The 16,160-nt window shown below is 70.5% G+C and carries 20 protein-coding genes; 10 read left to right on the forward strand and 10 right to left on the reverse strand.

All coding sequences use genetic code 11. The features are described from left to right. Positions 1–78: 78 nt before the first annotated feature. The 4 genes from CR165_RS03805 to CR165_RS03820 are packed head-to-tail and all read left to right on the forward strand — an operon-like array spanning position 79 to position 4,257. Positions 79–1,179 (forward strand): microcin C ABC transporter permease YejB, encoded by a 1,101-nt coding sequence (locus tag CR165_RS03805; protein ID WP_109515636.1) that lies wholly within the window; start codon positions 79–81, stop codon positions 1,177–1,179. Next, positions 1,176–2,216, forward strand: a complete 1,041-nt coding sequence (locus CR165_RS03810; RefSeq protein ID WP_109515637.1) for an ABC transporter permease — start codon at positions 1,176–1,178, stop codon at positions 2,214–2,216. Before CR165_RS03805 ends, CR165_RS03810 begins: the two co-directional genes overlap by 4 nt. Then, a complete protein-coding gene (locus CR165_RS03815) occupies positions 2,213–3,838 on the forward strand; it encodes an ABC transporter ATP-binding protein (protein WP_109515638.1) in 1,626 nt (541 codons plus the stop codon). Before CR165_RS03810 ends, CR165_RS03815 begins: the two co-directional genes overlap by 4 nt. Continuing rightward, positions 3,835–4,257 carry a hypothetical protein gene (locus tag CR165_RS03820; RefSeq protein WP_109515639.1) on the forward strand — a complete coding sequence of 141 codons (423 nt, stop codon included), beginning with the start codon at positions 3,835–3,837 and terminating at the stop codon, positions 4,255–4,257. Before CR165_RS03815 ends, CR165_RS03820 begins: the two co-directional genes overlap by 4 nt. A gap of 48 nt (positions 4,258–4,305) precedes the next feature. Here CR165_RS03820 and CR165_RS03825 read toward each other — a convergent pair whose 3' ends face one another. Both CR165_RS03825 and CR165_RS03830 read right to left on the reverse strand, forming a co-directional pair. After that, entirely contained in the window at positions 4,306–6,201 is a 1,896-nt protein-coding gene (locus tag CR165_RS03825) for an AMP-binding protein (protein WP_109515640.1), read from the reverse strand. Positions 6,202–6,349: 148 nt separating this feature from the next. Then, a complete protein-coding gene (locus CR165_RS03830; RefSeq protein WP_109515641.1) occupies positions 6,350–8,014 on the reverse strand; it encodes an MFS transporter in 1,665 nt (554 codons plus the stop codon). Between the two features lie 322 nt (positions 8,015–8,336). Between CR165_RS03830 and CR165_RS24380 the strand changes: the two genes are divergently transcribed. The 3 genes from CR165_RS24380 (at position 8,337) to CR165_RS03840 (ending at position 9,633) form a co-directional block, all read left to right on the forward strand. Then, positions 8,337–8,702, forward strand: coding sequence for a hypothetical protein (locus CR165_RS24380; RefSeq protein ID WP_146201819.1), 366 nt, complete (start codon positions 8,337–8,339; stop codon positions 8,700–8,702). After that, entirely contained in the window at positions 8,699–9,031 is a 333-nt protein-coding gene (locus CR165_RS03835; protein WP_146201820.1) for a hypothetical protein, read from the forward strand. The genes CR165_RS24380 and CR165_RS03835 overlap by 4 nt, the downstream gene beginning before the upstream one ends. 149 nt (positions 9,032–9,180) lie before the next feature. Next, the gene (locus CR165_RS03840) at positions 9,181–9,633 is read left to right on the forward strand and encodes a MarR family winged helix-turn-helix transcriptional regulator (protein ID WP_219929677.1); all 453 of its coding nucleotides are present in this window, start codon (positions 9,181–9,183) and stop codon (positions 9,631–9,633) included. 21 nt (positions 9,634–9,654) lie between these two features. Here CR165_RS03840 and CR165_RS03845 read toward each other — a convergent pair whose 3' ends face one another. From CR165_RS03845 to CR165_RS03875, 7 genes are all read right to left on the reverse strand, one after another. Further along, positions 9,655–10,068, reverse strand: a complete 414-nt coding sequence (locus tag CR165_RS03845; protein ID WP_109515643.1) for a hypothetical protein — start codon at positions 10,066–10,068, stop codon at positions 9,655–9,657. A gap of 5 nt (positions 10,069–10,073) precedes the next feature. Beyond that, positions 10,074–10,343 carry a glycine zipper domain-containing protein gene (locus tag CR165_RS03850; RefSeq protein ID WP_109515644.1) on the reverse strand — a complete coding sequence of 90 codons (270 nt, stop codon included), beginning with the start codon at positions 10,341–10,343 and terminating at the stop codon, positions 10,074–10,076. A 48-nt stretch (positions 10,344–10,391) separates the two neighbouring features. Beyond that, on the reverse strand, positions 10,392–10,583 hold the full coding sequence (locus CR165_RS03855) for a hypothetical protein (protein ID WP_109515645.1): 192 nt from the start codon (positions 10,581–10,583) through the stop codon (positions 10,392–10,394). A gap of 57 nt (positions 10,584–10,640) precedes the next feature. After that, a complete protein-coding gene (locus CR165_RS03860; protein WP_181377991.1) occupies positions 10,641–12,314 on the reverse strand; it encodes a sensor histidine kinase in 1,674 nt (557 codons plus the stop codon). Positions 12,315–12,376: 62 nt separating this feature from the next. Next, the gene (locus CR165_RS03865; protein WP_109515939.1) at positions 12,377–12,595 is read right to left on the reverse strand and encodes a NepR family anti-sigma factor; all 219 of its coding nucleotides are present in this window, start codon (positions 12,593–12,595) and stop codon (positions 12,377–12,379) included. Further along, positions 12,595–13,131 (reverse strand): sigma-70 family RNA polymerase sigma factor, encoded by a 537-nt coding sequence (locus tag CR165_RS03870; protein ID WP_245906144.1) that lies wholly within the window; start codon positions 13,129–13,131, stop codon positions 12,595–12,597. The genes CR165_RS03865 and CR165_RS03870 overlap by 1 nt, the downstream gene beginning before the upstream one ends. Positions 13,132–13,500: 369 nt before the next feature. Continuing rightward, entirely contained in the window at positions 13,501–14,001 is a 501-nt protein-coding gene (locus CR165_RS03875; protein ID WP_109515648.1) for a sigma-70 family RNA polymerase sigma factor, read from the reverse strand. A gap of 53 nt (positions 14,002–14,054) precedes the next feature. Between CR165_RS03875 and CR165_RS03880 the strand changes: the two genes are divergently transcribed. The 3 genes from CR165_RS03880 to CR165_RS03885 all read left to right on the forward strand — a co-directional run bounded on the left by CR165_RS03880 (position 14,055) and on the right by CR165_RS03885 (position 15,230). Continuing rightward, complete coding sequence (locus tag CR165_RS03880; RefSeq protein ID WP_109515649.1) at positions 14,055–14,783, forward strand: response regulator; 729 nt, start codon at positions 14,055–14,057, stop codon at positions 14,781–14,783. A 93-nt stretch (positions 14,784–14,876) separates the two neighbouring features. Then, the gene (locus CR165_RS24870; RefSeq protein WP_181377993.1) at positions 14,877–15,032 is read left to right on the forward strand and encodes a hypothetical protein; all 156 of its coding nucleotides are present in this window, start codon (positions 14,877–14,879) and stop codon (positions 15,030–15,032) included. A gap of 36 nt (positions 15,033–15,068) precedes the next feature. Next, a complete protein-coding gene (locus CR165_RS03885) occupies positions 15,069–15,230 on the forward strand; it encodes a DUF1328 domain-containing protein (protein WP_099095466.1) in 162 nt (53 codons plus the stop codon). Between the two features lie 208 nt (positions 15,231–15,438). Here the strand turns inward: CR165_RS03885 and CR165_RS03890 are convergent, their stop codons facing one another. Then, entirely contained in the window at positions 15,439–15,795 is a 357-nt protein-coding gene (locus tag CR165_RS03890; protein ID WP_109515650.1) for a hypothetical protein, read from the reverse strand. Positions 15,796–16,160: the final 365 nt, after the last annotated feature.

Consider the following 16,160-nt stretch of genomic DNA (forward strand, 5'->3'; position numbering starts at 1 on the left):
AGCACCACGCATCCGCCAGGGCGCCCCATCCATGCGGCGCCCCCCCTCCCCGCCAGACCGCGGCAGCCTGACAAAAAAATGGGCGCGTATCTGCTGCGGCGGCTGGCGCTGCTGGTGCCGACTCTGTTCGGCATCATCCTGATCAACTTCATCGTGGTGCAGTTCGCCCCCGGCGGGCCGGTGGAGCAGATGCTGGCCGAGCTGCGCGGCAGCAATGTCAGCACCATCGGCCGCCTCGGCGAATCCCAGGGCGAGTTGCGCGGGCCGCCGCAAGGCCAGGCGGGCGAAGGCCCCGCCGGCACCTATCGCGGCGCGCGCGGCATGGACCCCGCCGTGGTGGCCGAGATCGAGCGCCTCTTCGGCTTCGACAAGCCGGCGCACGAGCGCTTCCTCACCATGATCAAGGGCTACCTGACCTTCGACTTCGGCGAGAGCCTGTTCCGCGGCCGCAAGGTGGTGGACCTGCTGTGGGAGAAGCTGCCCGTCTCCATCAGCCTCGGCCTCTGGTCCACGCTGATCATCTACATCGTCTCCATACCCTTGGGCATCCGCAAGGCGGTGCGGGACGGCACGCGCTTCGATGCCTGGACCTCCGGCGTGGTGCTGGTGGGCTACGCGGTGCCGGGCTTCCTCTTCGCCATCCTGCTGGTGGTGCTGTTCGCCGGCGGCTCCTTCGTGCAGTGGTTCCCGCTGCGCGGCCTCGCCTCCTCCGGCAGCGCGGAATGGCCCTTCTGGCAGCGCGCGCTGGACTATGCCTGGCACATGGCGCTGCCGACCCTGGCGCTCGTCATCGGCGGCTTCGCCGGGCTGACCATGCTGACCAAGAACTCTTTCCTGGAGGAGATCAACAAGCAGTACGTCGTCACCGCCCGGGCCAAGGGGGCGGGCGAGGGGCGCGTGCTCTACGGCCATGTGTTCCGCAACGCCATGCTGCTGATCATCGCCGGCTTCCCCGCCGCCTTCATCGGCATCCTGTTCACCGGCGCGCTGCTGGTCGAGATCGTCTTCTCGCTCGACGGGCTCGGCCTGCTCGGCTTCGAGGCCGCCATCCGGCGGGACTATCCGGTGATGTTCGGCACCCTCTACATCTTCACCCTGCTGGGGCTGGTCATGCAGATCGTGGGCGATGTCACCTACACGCTGATCGACCCGCGCATCGACTTCGAGGCGCGCCGATGAGCCTCTCCCCCATCACCCGGCGCCGGCTGGCCAATTTCCGCGCCAACCGGCGCGGCTGGTGGTCGCTCTGGATCTTCGCGCTGCTGTTCTTCGTCACCCTCGGCGCCGAGCTGGTGGCCAATGACCGGCCGCTGCTCGCCAAGGTGGGCGAGAAATGGTTCTTCCCCGTGGCGGTGGAATACGCGGAGAGCGACATCATCGAGGGCGGCTTCCCCACCGCCGCCATCTGGCGCGACCCCGCGCTGCGCGAGGAGGTGGAGGCCCAGGGCGGCTGGATGCTCTGGCCCCTGCTGCCCTACCGGCACGACACCATCATCCGCGACCTCGGCCAGCCCGCCCCCTCGCCCCCCTCCTGGGCGAACCCCCTCGGCACGGACGACCAGGCGCGGGACGTGCTGGCACGCGTCATCTACGGCTTCCGCATCTCGGTGCTGTTCGGCTTCGCCCTCACCCTTGCCTCCTCGGTCATCGGCATCGCGGCGGGGGCGGTGCAGGGCTATTATGGCGGCTGGGTCGATCTCGGCTTCCAGCGCTTCATCGAGATCTGGTCCGGCATGCCGCAGCTCTTCCTGCTGATCATCCTGGCCAGCGTCATCGAGCCGGGCTTCTGGACGCTGCTCGTCTTCCTGCTGCTGTTCTCCTGGATGGCGCTGACCGGCGTGGTGCGGGCCGAGTTCCTGCGCGGCCGCAACCTGGATTACGTGCGCGCCGCCAAGGCGCTCGGCGTGTCGGACACGCGGGTGATGACGCGCCACATCCTGCCCAACGCCATGGTCGCCACCCTCACCTTCCTGCCCTTCCTGCTCTCGGGCAGCGTCACCATCCTGGCCAGCCTCGACTTCCTGGGCTTCGGCCTGCCGCCCGGCTCGCCCTCGCTGGGCGAGCTGGTGAGCCAGGGCAAGAACAACCTCCAGGCTCCCTGGCTCGGCCTCACCGCCTTCTTCGTGCTGGGCGGCGTGCTGACATTGCTGATCTTCGTCGGCGAGGCGGTACGCGACGCCTTCGACCCCCGCAAGCTCCCCGGAGGCGAGGCATGACCCCCCCCACCCCGCCGCCGCTGCTCAAGGTCGAGGGGCTCGGCATTTCCTTCCGGGGCCGGGAGGTGGTGCGCAACGTCTCATTCGAGGTGCCGCAGGGCCAGACCGTGGCGCTGGTGGGCGAGAGCGGCAGCGGCAAGAGCGTCAGCGCCCTGGCCTGCCTGCGGCTGCTGCCGCCCTCCGCCTCCATCGCCGGGCGCGTCACGCTGGATGGCACCCGCGTGCTGGAGGCGAAGCTCGCCGAATTGCAGCGGCTGCGCGGCGGCGTCGCCGGCATGGTCTTCCAGGAGCCGATGACCAGCCTGAACCCGCTGCACAGCGTCGGCCGCCAGGTGGCCGAGGCGGTGCGGCTGCATCAGCCCCTGCGCGGCGCCGCGCTGCGCGCGCGGGTCATCGAACTGCTGGAGCGCGCCGGCCTGCCGAATGCGCAGGAGCGGCTGGATGCCTACCCGCACCAGCTCTCGGGCGGGCAGCGCCAGCGCGTGATGATCGCCGCCGCCCTCGCCAACGACCCCCGGCTGCTGATCGCCGACGAGCCGACCACCGCGCTCGACGTCACCATCCAGGCGCAGATCCTGGCGCTGCTGGCCGAGCTGAAGCAGCGCCTTGCCATGTCGATGCTGCTGATCACCCACGACCTGACCATCGTGCGCCAGCACGCCGACGCGGTGGTGGTGATGCGCCAGGGCCGGGTGGTGGAGCAGGGCCCGGCTGCGCAGGTGCTGAACGACCCGAAGCACGACTACACCAAGATGCTGCTGGCCACCGAGCCGCGCGGCCGCCCCGCCCCTGTGCCGGCGGATGCGCCGGAGGTCCTGCGCGCCGAGGCGATGAAGGTGCACTTCCCCATCCGCCGCGGCCTGCTGCGCCGGCCGGTGGGGGCGGTGCGCGCCGTCGATGGCGTTTCGCTGGCGCTGCGCGAGGGCGAGACGCTGGGGCTGGTGGGGGAGAGCGGCAGTGGCAAGACCACCCTCGGCCTCGCCCTGCTGCAGCTGGAGCGCAGCGAGGGGCGCGTCACCTTCGAGGGCAGCCCCATCCAGGGCCTTTCCCGCGCCGTGCTGCGGCCGCTGCGGGCGCGGATGCAGGTGGTGTTCCAGGACCCGTTCGGCGCCCTCTCGCCGCGCATGAGCGTGGCCGAGATCGTCGGCGAGGGGCTGGCGGTGCACGAGCCGGGGCTGAAGGCCGCCGGGCGCCGCGCCCGTGTGAACCAGGCGCTGGAGGAGGTGGGGCTCGACCCCGCCACGGCCGAGCGCTACCCGCACGAATTCTCGGGCGGCCAGCGGCAGCGCATCGCCATCGCCCGCGCCCTGGTGCTGCAACCCCGCCTGCTGGTGCTGGACGAGCCGACCAGCGCACTCGACGTCTCGGTGCAGGCGCAGGTGGTGGAGCTGCTGCGCGGGCTGCAGGCCAGGCACCGGCTGGCCTACCTGTTCATCAGCCACGACCTGCGCGTGGTGCGCGCCATGGCCCACCGCATCATGGTGCTGAAGGGCGGGCAGGTGGTGGAGGAGGGCGAGGCGGCGGCGGTGTTGCAGGCGCCCAGGGCCGAGTATACCCGCGCCCTGATGCGCGCCGCCTTCCCCCTGGAGGCGGCGGCCGGGGAGAGAGCCGCCACGCCATGAGTGAGTTCGAGACGCTGCAAGAGCTGGTCCGCCAGGACAAGGTCCAGCTCGGCGTCCATGTCCGCAAGATGAACGTCTCCGGCTCGCCGGTCTACCGCGCCTCGGAGACGCTGACCTGGCCCATCGGCATCCTGGTCGCCTTCGTGCTGGTGACCATGGCGGTGAACATCCATGTCGGCGCGGCGGTGCTGGCGGCGGGCATGGGCTGGTGGCTGTGGAAGGTGCAGCCGCGCATCAAGGCCGCCGTGTTCGAGCGCACCACCCTCCTCGCCTTCTCCGACGAACGGCTGTTCGACGGGCTCTGGGCCAAGGGCGTGCTCACCCTCTACGCCAAGCTGGAGGATGGCAGCGCCCGCGCCGCCACCCGCAAGGATGACTGGCGCGCCTTCACCCGCGCCATGGCGGAGCTGAAAGGTTAAAGGCCGGGGGAAGGAATTCCCCCGGACCCCCATCTTCTTTCTGCCAGTTCAGGCGAGGGGGCGGGTCTCCTGGAGTACCGCGCCGATCTCCTCCAGGATCACCGGGTCGTCGATCGTCGGCGGCACCATGAAGTCCTCGCCATCGGCCAGCTTGCGCAGCGTGGCACGCAAGATCTTGCCGCTGCGTGTCTTGGGCAGGCGGGCCACCACCCGCGCCTCCTTGAAGGCGGCGACCGGCCCGATGCGCTCGCGCACCAGCGCCACCAGTTCCTTCGCCAGCACGGCCTCGGGCTTGTCCACCCCCGCCTTCAGCACCACGAGGCCGAGCGGCGCCTGGCCCTTCAGGCTGTCCTTCACCCCCACCACGGCGCATTCCGCCACGTCGGGGTGGGCGGCCAGCACCTCCTCCATCGCGCCGGTGGAGAGGCGGTGGCCGGCGACGTTGATGATGTCGTCCGTGCGGGACATCACCCAGACATAGCCTTCCGCATCCACCATGCCGGCATCGCCGGTGTTGTAGTGGCCGGGGAAGGTTTCGAGATACGCCTCGCGGAAGCGCGCATCGGCCCGGTAGAGGGTGGGGGCGCAGCCCGGGGGCAGCGGCAGGCGGATGGCGAGGCTGCCGGTCTGCCCCGGCGCCACGGGGCGGCCCGCCTCGTCCAGCGCCTCCACCACATGGCCGGGGGCGGGCTTGCCGCCGGAGCCGGCGCGCATCGGGAACAGCCCGGCGCCGCGGAAATTGCCGGTGATGCACCAGCCCGTCTCGGTCTGCCACCAATGGTCCACCACCGGGCGTTGCAGCAGCCGCTCGGCCCAGAGCGCCGTGTCCGGGTCGCAGCGCTCGCCGGCCAGGAACAGCGCCTCCAGCCTCGAGAGGTCGTAGCCGGCCAGCAGCTTGCCCTCCGGGTCCTCCTTCTTGATGGCGCGCAGCGCGGTGGGGGCGGTGAACAGCACCTTCACCCCGTGCTCGGCGCAGACGCGCCAGAAGGCGCCGGCATCCGGCGTGCCCACCGGCTTGCCCTCGTAGATCACGCTGGTGCAGCCGGCCAGCAGCGGCCCGTAGACGATGTAGGAATGCCCCACCACCCAGCCCACGTCGCTCGCTGTCCAGGAGACGTCGCCCGCCCGCAAACCGTAGAGCAGGCCCATGGAGTGGTGCAGCGCCACCGCATAGCCGCCGCAGTCTCGGAGAATGCCCTTGGGCTTTCCCGTCGTGCCGCTGGTGTAGAGGATGTAGAGCGGGTCGGTGGCCGCGACGTCGACGCAGGGGTGCGGCGCGGCGGCGTCCATGGCCTCCGCCATGTCCTCGTCGCGGCCGGGCTGCAGCGCGCAGCGCCAGGTCTCGCGTTGCAGCACCAGGCAGCCGGCGGGGTGGTGCGGCGAGAGGGCCAGCGCCGCGTCCAGCAGCGGCTTGTACTTCACCACCCGCCCCGGCTCGATGCCGCAGGAGGCGGAGAGCACCAGCTTCGGCTCCGCATCCGTGATGCGCGCCGCCAGCTCCGCCGCCGCAAAGCCGCCGAACACCACCGAATGCACCGCGCCGAGGCGGGCGCAGGCCAGCATGGCGATGGCGGCCTCCGGCACCATGGGCATGTAGATCACCACCCGGTCCCCCACCCCGACGCCGCGCGCGGCCATGGCGCCGGCCAGCCGCGCCGTGCGGTCGAGCAGCGCGGCATAGGTGAGGCGGGATTGCGTGCCGGAGAGCGGGCTGTCCCAGATCAGCGCCGGCTGGTCGCCACGCCCGGCGGCCACGTGGCGGTCGATGGCGTTGTGGCAGATGTTCAGCCGCGCCTCCGGGAACCAGCGGCCATAGACGCCCTGCGCGGGATCGAAGGCGCGTCCGGGCGGGGTTGACCAGTCGATGCCGCTGGCGGCGCGGAGCCAGTAGCCCTCCGGGTCCTGCCGCCATTGCGCGTAGGTGGCGTCATAGCCATCCGGCATGGAAAGCCTCCCTGGTTCTGTTCTTGTCGGAGATGGGCGCCGCGCGGGGGGCGCCGGGCCGGCATGGCGGCCGGAAACGCGGCCGGGCGGCAGAGCCGCCCTGGCCGGGGGTGCCGCGCCGCCCTGGCGGCGGCGCGGCGGCTGCGGGTCAGACCCGCGCGCGGGCCGCGTTGGCCTCCGCCTCAGCGTCCTCCTCGGCGAAGATGTCGCGGTCCTTGGTCTCGGGCACGAAGAAGATGCCGATGACCACCGTGGCGAGGGCGATCACCACCGGGTACCAGAGGCCGTAATAGACGTCGCCGGTCTGCGCGATCATGGCGAAGGAGGTGGCCGGCAGCAGCCCGCCGAACCAGCCATTGCCGATGTGGTAGGGCAGCGACATGGAGGTGTATCGGATGCGGGTCGGGAACAGCTCGACCAGCGCCGCCGCGATCGGGCCGTAGACCATGGTGACGTAGATCACCAGCAGGGTCAGCACCGCGATCAGCACCGCCGGCTGCTCGCGGAAGAAGTCGAACGGGTGGTTCATCTTCACCACGGTCGGGTTCGACGCCGCCGGGTAGCCTGCCGCGGTGATGGCCGCGCTCACCGCCTGCGGGAAATTGGGCGTGGAGGAGGGAATGGCGGTATCGCCGATCCGCACGGTGGCGGCGGTGCCGGCGGGCGCGGCTTCCACCGTGTAGTTCACCGAGAGCCGGGCCAGCGCCGCCTTGGCGATGTCGCAGCTGTTGGTGAAGCGGGCGGTGCCGGTCGGGTTGAACTGGAAGGAGCAGTCGGCCGGGTCGGCCTGCACCACCACGGTGATGTTCTGGTGCGCGGCGTGCAGCGCCGGGTTGGCCTCGGCGCTGATCAGCTTGAACAGCGGGAAGTAGGTGAGCGCCGCGATCAGGCAGCCGCCGAGGATGATCGGCTTGCGGCCGACCTTGTCCGACAGCCAGCCGAAGAAGATGAAGCCGCCCGAGCCCAGCAGCAGCGACCAGGCGATGAGCATGTTGGTGGTGTAGCCATCCACCTTCAGCACGGAGCCGAGGAAGAACAGCGCGTAGAACTGGCCCGTGTACCAGACCACCGCCTGGCCGGCGACGAGGCCGAGCAGGGCGAACAGCGCCACGCGGGCGTTCTTCCACTGGCCGAAGGCCTCGGAGATCGGCGCCTTGGAGCCGGTGCCCTCCTCCTTCATCTTCTTGAAGGCCGGGCTCTCCTGCAGCTGCATGCGGATCCAGACGGAGATGCCGAGCAGCAGGATGGAGACCAGGAAGGGGATGCGCCAGCCCCAGTCGAGGAAGGCCTCCTCGCCGATCGCCGAGCGGGTGAACAGGATCACCATCAGCGACAGGAACAGGCCGCCCGTGGCGGTGAGCTGGATGAAGCTGGTGTAGAAGCCGCGCCGGCCATGCGGCGCGTGCTCGGCCACGTAGGTGGCGGCGCCGCCATACTCGCCGCCCAGCGCCAGGCCCTGGAGGCAGCGCAGCACGATCAGGATGATGGCGGCGGTGATGCCGATCTGGTCCGAGGTGGGCAGGATGCCGACGATGAAGGTCGAGGCACCCATGATCAGGATGGTGACCAGGAAGGTGTATTTCCGGCCCACCAGGTCGCCCAGCCGGCCGAACACCAGGGCGCCGAAGGGGCGCACCAGGAAGCCGGCGGCGAAGGCCAGCAGCGCGAAGATGTTCCGCGTTCCCTCGGGGAACTGGCTGAAGAACTTCGCGCCGATGATGACCGCCAGCGAGCCGTACAGATAGAAATCGTACCACTCGAAGACGGTGCCAAGCGACGAGGCCAGGATGACGCGCTTCTCCTCGCGCGACATCGGCCGATTCGCCGCATCTGTTCTGGGTGCTGCAGAGCGCATCTTCGAACCTATTCCTGCCCTCCCCGGATGCGCCGGGTGGCGCCCCAGGTTTTCTTTGTTGATGGTCCGCGCTGCCACGGCTCGCGGTTCAAGCCCGACATCCCGGCCTGAGTCTGCCCAGGGTGACGGTGTGCGGATTGTGGCCTTGCCATCCGAACGATGAAATCGCGGAAAGAAGTGGCGCCAGATATTCACCAAAATGTTATGTTGCCGCGCAGCGCCCCGGATCAGCCTCACATGCCAAGCCACTGAAACATTTGCCTGAAGGCGGAATAGGCTCATGGCTGCCATGTTCCGTGCAAGGGACAGTGATGAAACCCGCTCCATCTGGCGCGGGCGGCTTCCCGCACCCGCCTTCCCCACCGGAAGCGCTGCAACGCTTGGCGTGCCGTCTCGTTCGCCCAATATGTGGATGGCGGGCACGCGCCACCCGCCAGCCGGCTTCCCGGAAGCAGGCCTGGCGGTGCGCCCCGTGGAAAGCGGAAAACGTCGGCAGGATGCGGGCTATGCCACCCGTATCGGCAAAACCGACTGGAATCTTCAGGTGTCCGGCGTCAGCATGGACAAAAAGGGGGCCTATGGATGGATACGCTCCGCACTCTGGCTGACCATGCGATACGGCGGGTCCTTCTCGGCCTTGTGGTGAGCATCGTCGCTGTCATGGCCGGGCTGGCGCACGCGCCACTGCTGGCCCTGCAAAGCGGGGCGCTGCTGACCGCCGCGCTCTGGCTTGTGCTGTGGGGCCTGGCGCTGTCTGTGCCGCGCCGGGACCTGCGCGGCACCCGCCTGTGGCAGCAGCTTTCCACCCTGGCCGGCGAGAAGGCGGTGCGGCTGCGGAGCCGTGAGGGTCATCGCCAGCTGGCGGCCATCCTCGCCGAGCGTCTCATGTGGCATGCCGACCGTGCCGGCATGGCCGCCCTGTCGCTGGGCGGCATCACCCTGCTGACCTTCGGCTACCGCGCCCTGCGCCCCTGAGCTTCTGGTCCCCTGGCCCGGCCGTTTCGCGGCACTGCACAATCGATTCGGTTGACGGGCCGGCATCGCGGCGGGATGGTAGCGGGACCGTCGCAGCAGAGAAGGTCGGAGCCATCACGGATCGGAACATCACGCTGCTCCTGGATGCTGTGCGCGAGCAGGATATCGGCCCCCCGGCGCCCTCCTCCGGCTACAGCCTTGATGAATCCGTGGGGCATCTGCTGCGCCGCGCGCATCAGCGCCATGCCTCGCTGTTCCAGGACCGTGGCGCGATCGGCGGCCTGACCTCCACGCAATTCGCCACGCTGCTGAAGCTCGGGGAACTGGGGCGGGCCACGCAGAACGCGCTGGGCCGCGCCGTGGCGCTCGACCCGGCCACCATCCAGGGCGTTGTCGCGCGGCTCCGCGACCGCGGGCTGCTGGATGTGGCGCGCGATCCGCTGGACCGCCGCACCGTGGTGCTCTCGCTGGCGCCGGCCGGCGAGACCGTGCTGGCGGAGGCGGTGGCACAGGGCCGGCGCGCCAACGAGCAGCTCCTGGCACCGCTGGCGCCGGAGGAGCGGCGCATGCTCATCCGGCTGCTGCGGCGCCTGCTGGGGTAGGGCGGGCGCCTGCCCTGGCCTTCAGCCGCGCTTGCGGCGGCTCATCATGCCAATGATCATGCCCAGCAGGGGCGAGCGCGCCATGCCGCCCAGCATCGGCAGCAGGCCGAAGCTGGCCCGTGCCTGGCTGAAGGCGTTGTCCCGCAACATCCGGGCCTCGATCTCCTGCCGGCTCGGATTGTCGCGCAGCGCGAGGGCCAGCAGGATGCCCGCGATCACCAGATCGCCGGCCAGGATCACGCCGGCACGCGCCAGCGGCGAAAGCTGCGGTTCCAGCGCCAGCCAGGCCAGCACATGCAACATGGCGAAGGCGGCGATGAGGAACACCGCCGCCACCAGGCCCAGCACCGCCTTCACGGCGAATCGCTTGGCCTGGAGGCCCAGCAGCACGCGCTCCGCTTCCAGGGAGACGCTGACGAGGCGGAACGCGCGCATGGAGATCAGCGCCGCAGGAGGCGGGCGATGAGGAGGCCCACGCCCACCGCCACCGCGATGGTGACCAGCGGCCGCTCGCGCACCAGGTCGATCGCGTGGTCCGCCTCGCGGCGGGTGGTGTCGCTCACCTGATGCGCCAGGCTGGAGGCGCGGCTGCCGACGCGGGACAGGGCCGGATTGACCTGCTCATGCATCAGCTCGTCCACCTTGCGGCGCAGGTCGGCGATGCGCTCCTCCACGGAGCCGGTGTCGAGGGAAGCGGAATAGCGGCGCATGGCATCTCTCCTGAGAGCTTGAGGGTCTTTCTGGCGCGGCGCCGGGCCTCAGAAGGCGCGGTCGACGCTGCGGCCCAGGCGCTCGCCGGGCCCCTTCGGCGGGTCGATGGTGTCGCGGATGTTCTCGCCGGCGCGGTCCAGGCTGCGGCCGGCGCTCTCGCCGGGGCCTTCGCTGCACGCCATCAGCGGCAGCACGAGGACGAGGGCCGGAAGGGTGGCGGCCAGGATCTTGCGCATCATCGGAACTCCTTGCGTGATTGCTCCGTCAACGCCTTGCCTCCGGGCGGGTTGCGCGGCTCAGCCCGCCTCCGTCTCCGCTTCCCGCCGGCGCAGGGCGAAGCGTAGCACCAGCTCGGTGCCGCCGGCGCCCCGGATCTCGATCTCGCCCCCGAGATGCTGCGCGAAGCCGCGGATCAGCGTCAGGCCGATGCCCTGCCCCGCCTCCTCATCGTCCAGCCGCATGCCGAGCCCGTCATCCTGCACCTTCAGCGTGACCTCCTCCCCCTCCGCATGGACGGAGATGGTGATGGTGCCGCTGCGGGCGTCGGGGAAGCCGTGCTTGATGGCGTTGGTCACCGTCTCGGTGATCAGCAGCGCCAGCGACACCGCCTGGTCGGTGACGATCTCCAGCTCGTCGGCCTCGACCACCAGCTTGATGCGCTGCCCCGGCCGCTCCCCCAGCGCGGCGAAGAGCTGCTGGCCGAGCTCCTCCAGGAAGGGGCGCAGCGCGATCACCTCGAAGGTCTGGTTGGTGTAGAGGTGGCGGTGCAGCGTGGCGAGCGCCTGCACCCGGTCCCGCGCCGTTGCGAACTCGGCCTTGGCGCGCGGGTCACGCAGCCGGTTGGCCTGCAGGTTCAGCAGCGAGGCGACGATCTGCAGGTTGTTCTTCACCCGGTGGTGGATCTCGGCCATCAGCAGGTCGCGCTGGCGCAGCGCGGCGCGCAGCTCCTCCTCGCGGGCGCTGATGGCGGCAGCCGCGTCGGTGAAGGCCTGCTCCAGGGCGCGCACCTCGTCCGGCTCGCCGCGCAGCGCCTTGCCGCCGAAGGGCGCGCCGGGCCGCCAGCGCCGCACCCGCTCCGCCAGGGCGCGCAACGGCCGGGCGATGGCGATGTCGGCGCCCAGCACGATCACCACCAGGCAACCGAACAGGAAGGCGGCCAGCTCCACGGCGCGGCGCAGCAGCACCGCATGGGCGGCACGGCGGATCTCGCCGATCGGCAGGCCCACCAGCAGGTGCAGGTCGGTCTCCAGCCGGGCGCTGGCATAGGCGAACTCGGCCCCGCTGACGGCCCGGGTCTCCAGCGTCACGCTGCCATCCGGCTCGCTGGTGATATCCTTCAGCACCTCGCGGGAGGGCAGCTCGGCGGCCGCGGCCTGGGTGAGCGGCAGGGCGGCGCCATCGCGGTCGATCAGCCAGAGGCGCCGGGCGGCGCGCTCATGGCTGCTTTCCTCGCTGTGCACGAAATAGTCGAGCAGCAGGCCGGCGGCCACCACGCCGCGCACCTCGCCATCGACCATCAACGGCACCGCGCCGACGATCACCGGGCGGCGGCTGACAGGGCCACGCACGAAATTGCCGAGCGCGAAGGCCCGGCGCTCCACGGCCTCGCGGAAATAGGTGCGGCTGCTGAAGTTTTCCGAGCCGGAATAGGGAAGGGCGGTGCAAAGCGGCTGGCCCGTGGCATCCAGCACCCAGAAATTGGAATACCGCGTGTCGTGGAGCGCCAGCAGGGAACGCAGGAAATTGCCGCATTCCTCACGCGAGGCGGTCCGCACATGCCTGTCCTCGGACAGGCGCATCAGGGTCTGGCGGAGGCTCTCGACCGTGGAGCCATGGCGCGCGGCAGCCACGTCGCCCAGGATGGTGGCGGTCCGGCGTCCCGTCGCCAGTTCGCTTTCATAGCTGAGAATGGCATTCGCGCCGGCGATCCCGACCACCGGCACGCTGGCAACCATCAGCAGCAGCAGCATCCGGCCCCGTACGCCGCGGAGAAGTCTATTCAGCGCCCACCCTTCCGGGGGCGCCGGAAGCCTCATTTCTTGGGGCCTTGCGCCCGGTCCTGTTCGATCAGTCGCAACAGCTCCTCGGGAATGGGCTCCTTGGCGACGTCGTCATACATTGCATGCAGACCCCGCTGAAGCCACAGATCGAAGGCGGCGTCGGGAGCGCCCTTCCGGGCGCGCCCCGCAGCCGAGCGGTTTGGCTTGGTGGCCGGCTCCGCCAACATGCGCTTCTCTGCTCGATCGTCCATCACATTCCCGGATGCAGCGCCCGCGTTTCGGCTGCGCTTCCGCTCCGGGTATTACCACCGCGCCGGCGAACTTCGCCAGACTTGGCCTGTGCCTGCGCCTGGGCGCTGCGCTTGGCGGGCTGCGGGTCGCCCATCAGCCAGGCTTCGAGCTGGCGACGGGCCCGGAAGACGCGGCACTTGGCGGTGCCGACCGCGCACTTCATCACCGCGGCGGCTTCCTCGTAGGACATGCCCTGCACCGTCACCAGCATCAGCGCGGTGCGGTGGTCGGCCGGCAGGTCGGCGAGGCGGCGGCGCAGCTCGCGCAGCGCCATGCTGTCCTCCTGCGCCGCGGGGCGGGCCAGCGCCTCGGCCGGCGCGTTGTCCATGTCGCAGGTGTCGCGGCGGCGGCGGATATCGGAGAGGAAGCGGTTGCGCAGGATGCGGAACATCCAGGCGCCGAAATTGGTGCCGGGCGTGAAGCTGTGCTGCGCGGCCAGCGCGTTGCTGACGGCGGCCTGCACCAGATCATCGGCGTCGGCGCGGTTGCGCGTCATCGAGACGGCCTGGACCCGCAGGCGGGGCAGGATGGCCACAAGCTGGTCGTGGAAGCTGGGACCCTGGACGGCCTCCCCGACAGGAGCAGCGGCGTGGCCGGCTTCGTTGGTGGTCACGGTCGTCATGGTGCTTTGCTCGCCTTGCATGACCCACCAATGCAGCGGCCTGCTTCGGGGTTGCATGGCAGGATCAACATTGTTGCATATCAGCCATGCGATTTGAGAATGCAACCGGACTCGCGCCCAGGTCTTCACGCCGCAGCCATCGATGCCCGGACCCCTTGCCCTCCACCCCACGCCGAGACCTCCCCCCGCGCGCGCGGCCTTGCCGCCTGATGCGCCGGGCGGCTCCGTCTATGCCCCCACCGGCTATGCCTCCACCGGCTCTGGCCCGACGCCGCGCGCCAGGGCCGCCCGGGCGCGGGCCACGCGCGCCTTGACGGTGCCCACCGGAACCCCGCACACCGCCGCGGCCTCCTCATGGGAGAGGCCATGCGCGCCCACCAGGATCAGCGCCTCCCGCTGCGGCAGGGGCAGGCCCTGCAGGGCGAGCGCCAGATCCGCCATGTCGTTGCGCGCCTCCTGTTCCGGCGGCGGCTGGTCGGGCTCCGGCATCCGCTCCAGCGCACGCCGCTCGGTGCCGCGCCGGCGCATCTGCTCCAGGAAGACGTTGCGCAAGATATGAAACATCCAGGCCCGCAGGCTGGTTTCCGGGTCCCACTGGGATTCGGCCCGCAATCCGCGCAAGATCGACTCCTGCACCAGGTCATCCGCCAGCGCCGCATCCCGCGCCAGGAAGCGCGCGAAGGCCCGCAGCTCGGGCAGCAGCTCCGGAAGCCGGTGACGGATCGGGTCAGTTTGATTTGCCATTCTCATCCAAGCGCCGTCTTCCTGCACCATAGGACCGATACGAGGGCCACGACATGAACGCCGTAACCCAAGCCGAGCTTCTCCGGAGTTTGCCTCCCGCCCGACGTTATGCCCGGGCGCTGACCGGCAGCCAGGCGGCTGGCGACGGGCTCGTCGCCTCGGCTCTGCGCGGCGGCCTGCCGCCGCTGCCGGCCAGGCTGGCCCTGTATGCCGGCGTCACCCGCATGGCGCCGCCGCCGCCGCCCGCGCCGGGGGGCGGCGCCAGCCTCTCGCCGCGCCACCGGCAGCTGCTGCTGCTGACGGCGCTGGAGGAGCTTTCGGTGGCGGACGCCGCCATGGTGGTGGGCGTGCCCCTCGATGTCGCCGAGACGGAGCTGGCCGAGGCCCGCGGCGCCCTGCGCCGCGCCGCCGCCACCGAGATCCTCGTCATCGAGGACGAGCCGATCATCGCCATGGATGTGCGCCAGCTCGTGGAGGCCTGCGGCCACCGCGTGGTGGGCGTGGCCGCCAGCGAGGCGCAGGCGGTGCGCCTGGCCCAGCAGAAGCGGCCCGGCCTGATCCTGGCCGATGTGAACCTGGGCGTGGGCGGCGACGGCATCACCGCCGTCAACCGCATCCAGCGGGAGCTGAAGGTGCCGGTGATCTTCGTCACCGCCTATCCGGAGCGGCTGCTGACCGCCGAGCAGGTCGAGCCGGCCTTCGTCATCAGCAAGCCCTTCGAGCCGCTGGCGCTCGCCATCGCCACTTACCAGGCCGTGTCCTCCACCGTGCCACTGGACTGAAACCGCACGGTGAAACGCCGCGTTGCTTCGGCACCACCACGGGGCCTGCTGTCGTGGAGCAGACCGGTGGAACAGGCCGAAGGAAACGCAGGCATGACGCGGGATAGCGAGGACAGCCACCGGCCCCAGGCCGGGTGGCGGGACAGGCCAGCCACGGGCAACCCGGCCGGCCGCAGCAACCAGCGCCAGGGCCATGGCTTTCCCCTCGGCGCCTGGCCCTTGCAGGCCGGTCCGGTTCCTCCGGGCTGATGCCCTTCCCTCCCTCGATCCCAAGGACCACCCTTCATGCTCTACTGGACCCTCATCTTCCTCGTCATCGCCCTCGTCGCGGGCGTGCTGGGCTTCACCGGCGTTGCCTCGGCGGCCAGCGGCATCGCCAAGATCCTGTTCGTCATCTTCCTGGTCCTGTTCCTCGTCTCCCTGGTGGCCGGGCGCGGCTGGGTCTGACCGCCCGCGCACCCTCACCCGGCACGGTCACGGCCGTGCACGGGCCGTTCCGGAAAAGCCCCGCCCGGCCTCAGGCCCGGCGGGGCTTTCTCTGCGCCGCGCCACCCGGGGCTTCCGGAAGCGGGGCATGAAAAAGGCCGGGGCGGATATCCTCCACCCCGGCCTCTTCCCTCATGCCGGCGCGCGGTGCGCCGGCGGGGAGGCGAATTCAGCGGCGCGGGCCGTTCTGCGGATAGGCGCCCGAGGTGTTGGAATCCGTGGCGCGGTCATAGGTGCGCGTGGCGGCGGTGCCGGGCGGGTTGACCGCCGTGCCGTCCGACTGCCGGGGATAGGCGCCCGAGGTGTTGGTGTCCGCGGCACGGTCATAGGCGCGCGTGGCGGCGGTGCCGGGCGGGTTGACCGCCGTGCCGTCCGACTGGGAGGGATAGGCGCCCGAGATGTTGGTGCCGGCGGCGCGGTCCACCGCGCGCTCCGGAGCGGTACCGGTGGGCGACGAGCTGCAGGCCGCAAGGCCAAGCAGGGCGGCGGAGATGATGATGGCGGGGATGATCTCGCGCTGGCGCATGGCCGGTAACTCCGAAGGTTGCGGGTCTGCGGCCTTGCGGCGCCTGGACCCTGTGGCGATCCCCCGGTGAACGTCCCGCCACGCCCTGGGTTCCAGCACCCTGTCGCAAAAAAGGTGCGGAGACTCGCTCCGTGGAGATTCCGCAACCCGCCCCGCAGCCTCGCGTTCCATCGCTATCGACATGCTTGCCCGATGCGGCCCGGTTTTCCGGGCCCACCTCCGAAGGAGAAGACGATGCGCTCGATTTTGCTGTGGCTGCTGGGAATCCCCATCCCCATCATCATCCTGCTGCTGATCTTCGGCGTTCTCTGAACGCAGGCCTTCGGAACGAGGCGTAAAAAAGGGGGCCGTGAGGCCCCCTTTCG

The organism is Teichococcus aestuarii, assembly GCF_003116135.1.
GTDB classification, from domain to species: Bacteria; Pseudomonadota; Alphaproteobacteria; order Acetobacterales; family Acetobacteraceae; genus Pseudoroseomonas; species Pseudoroseomonas aestuarii.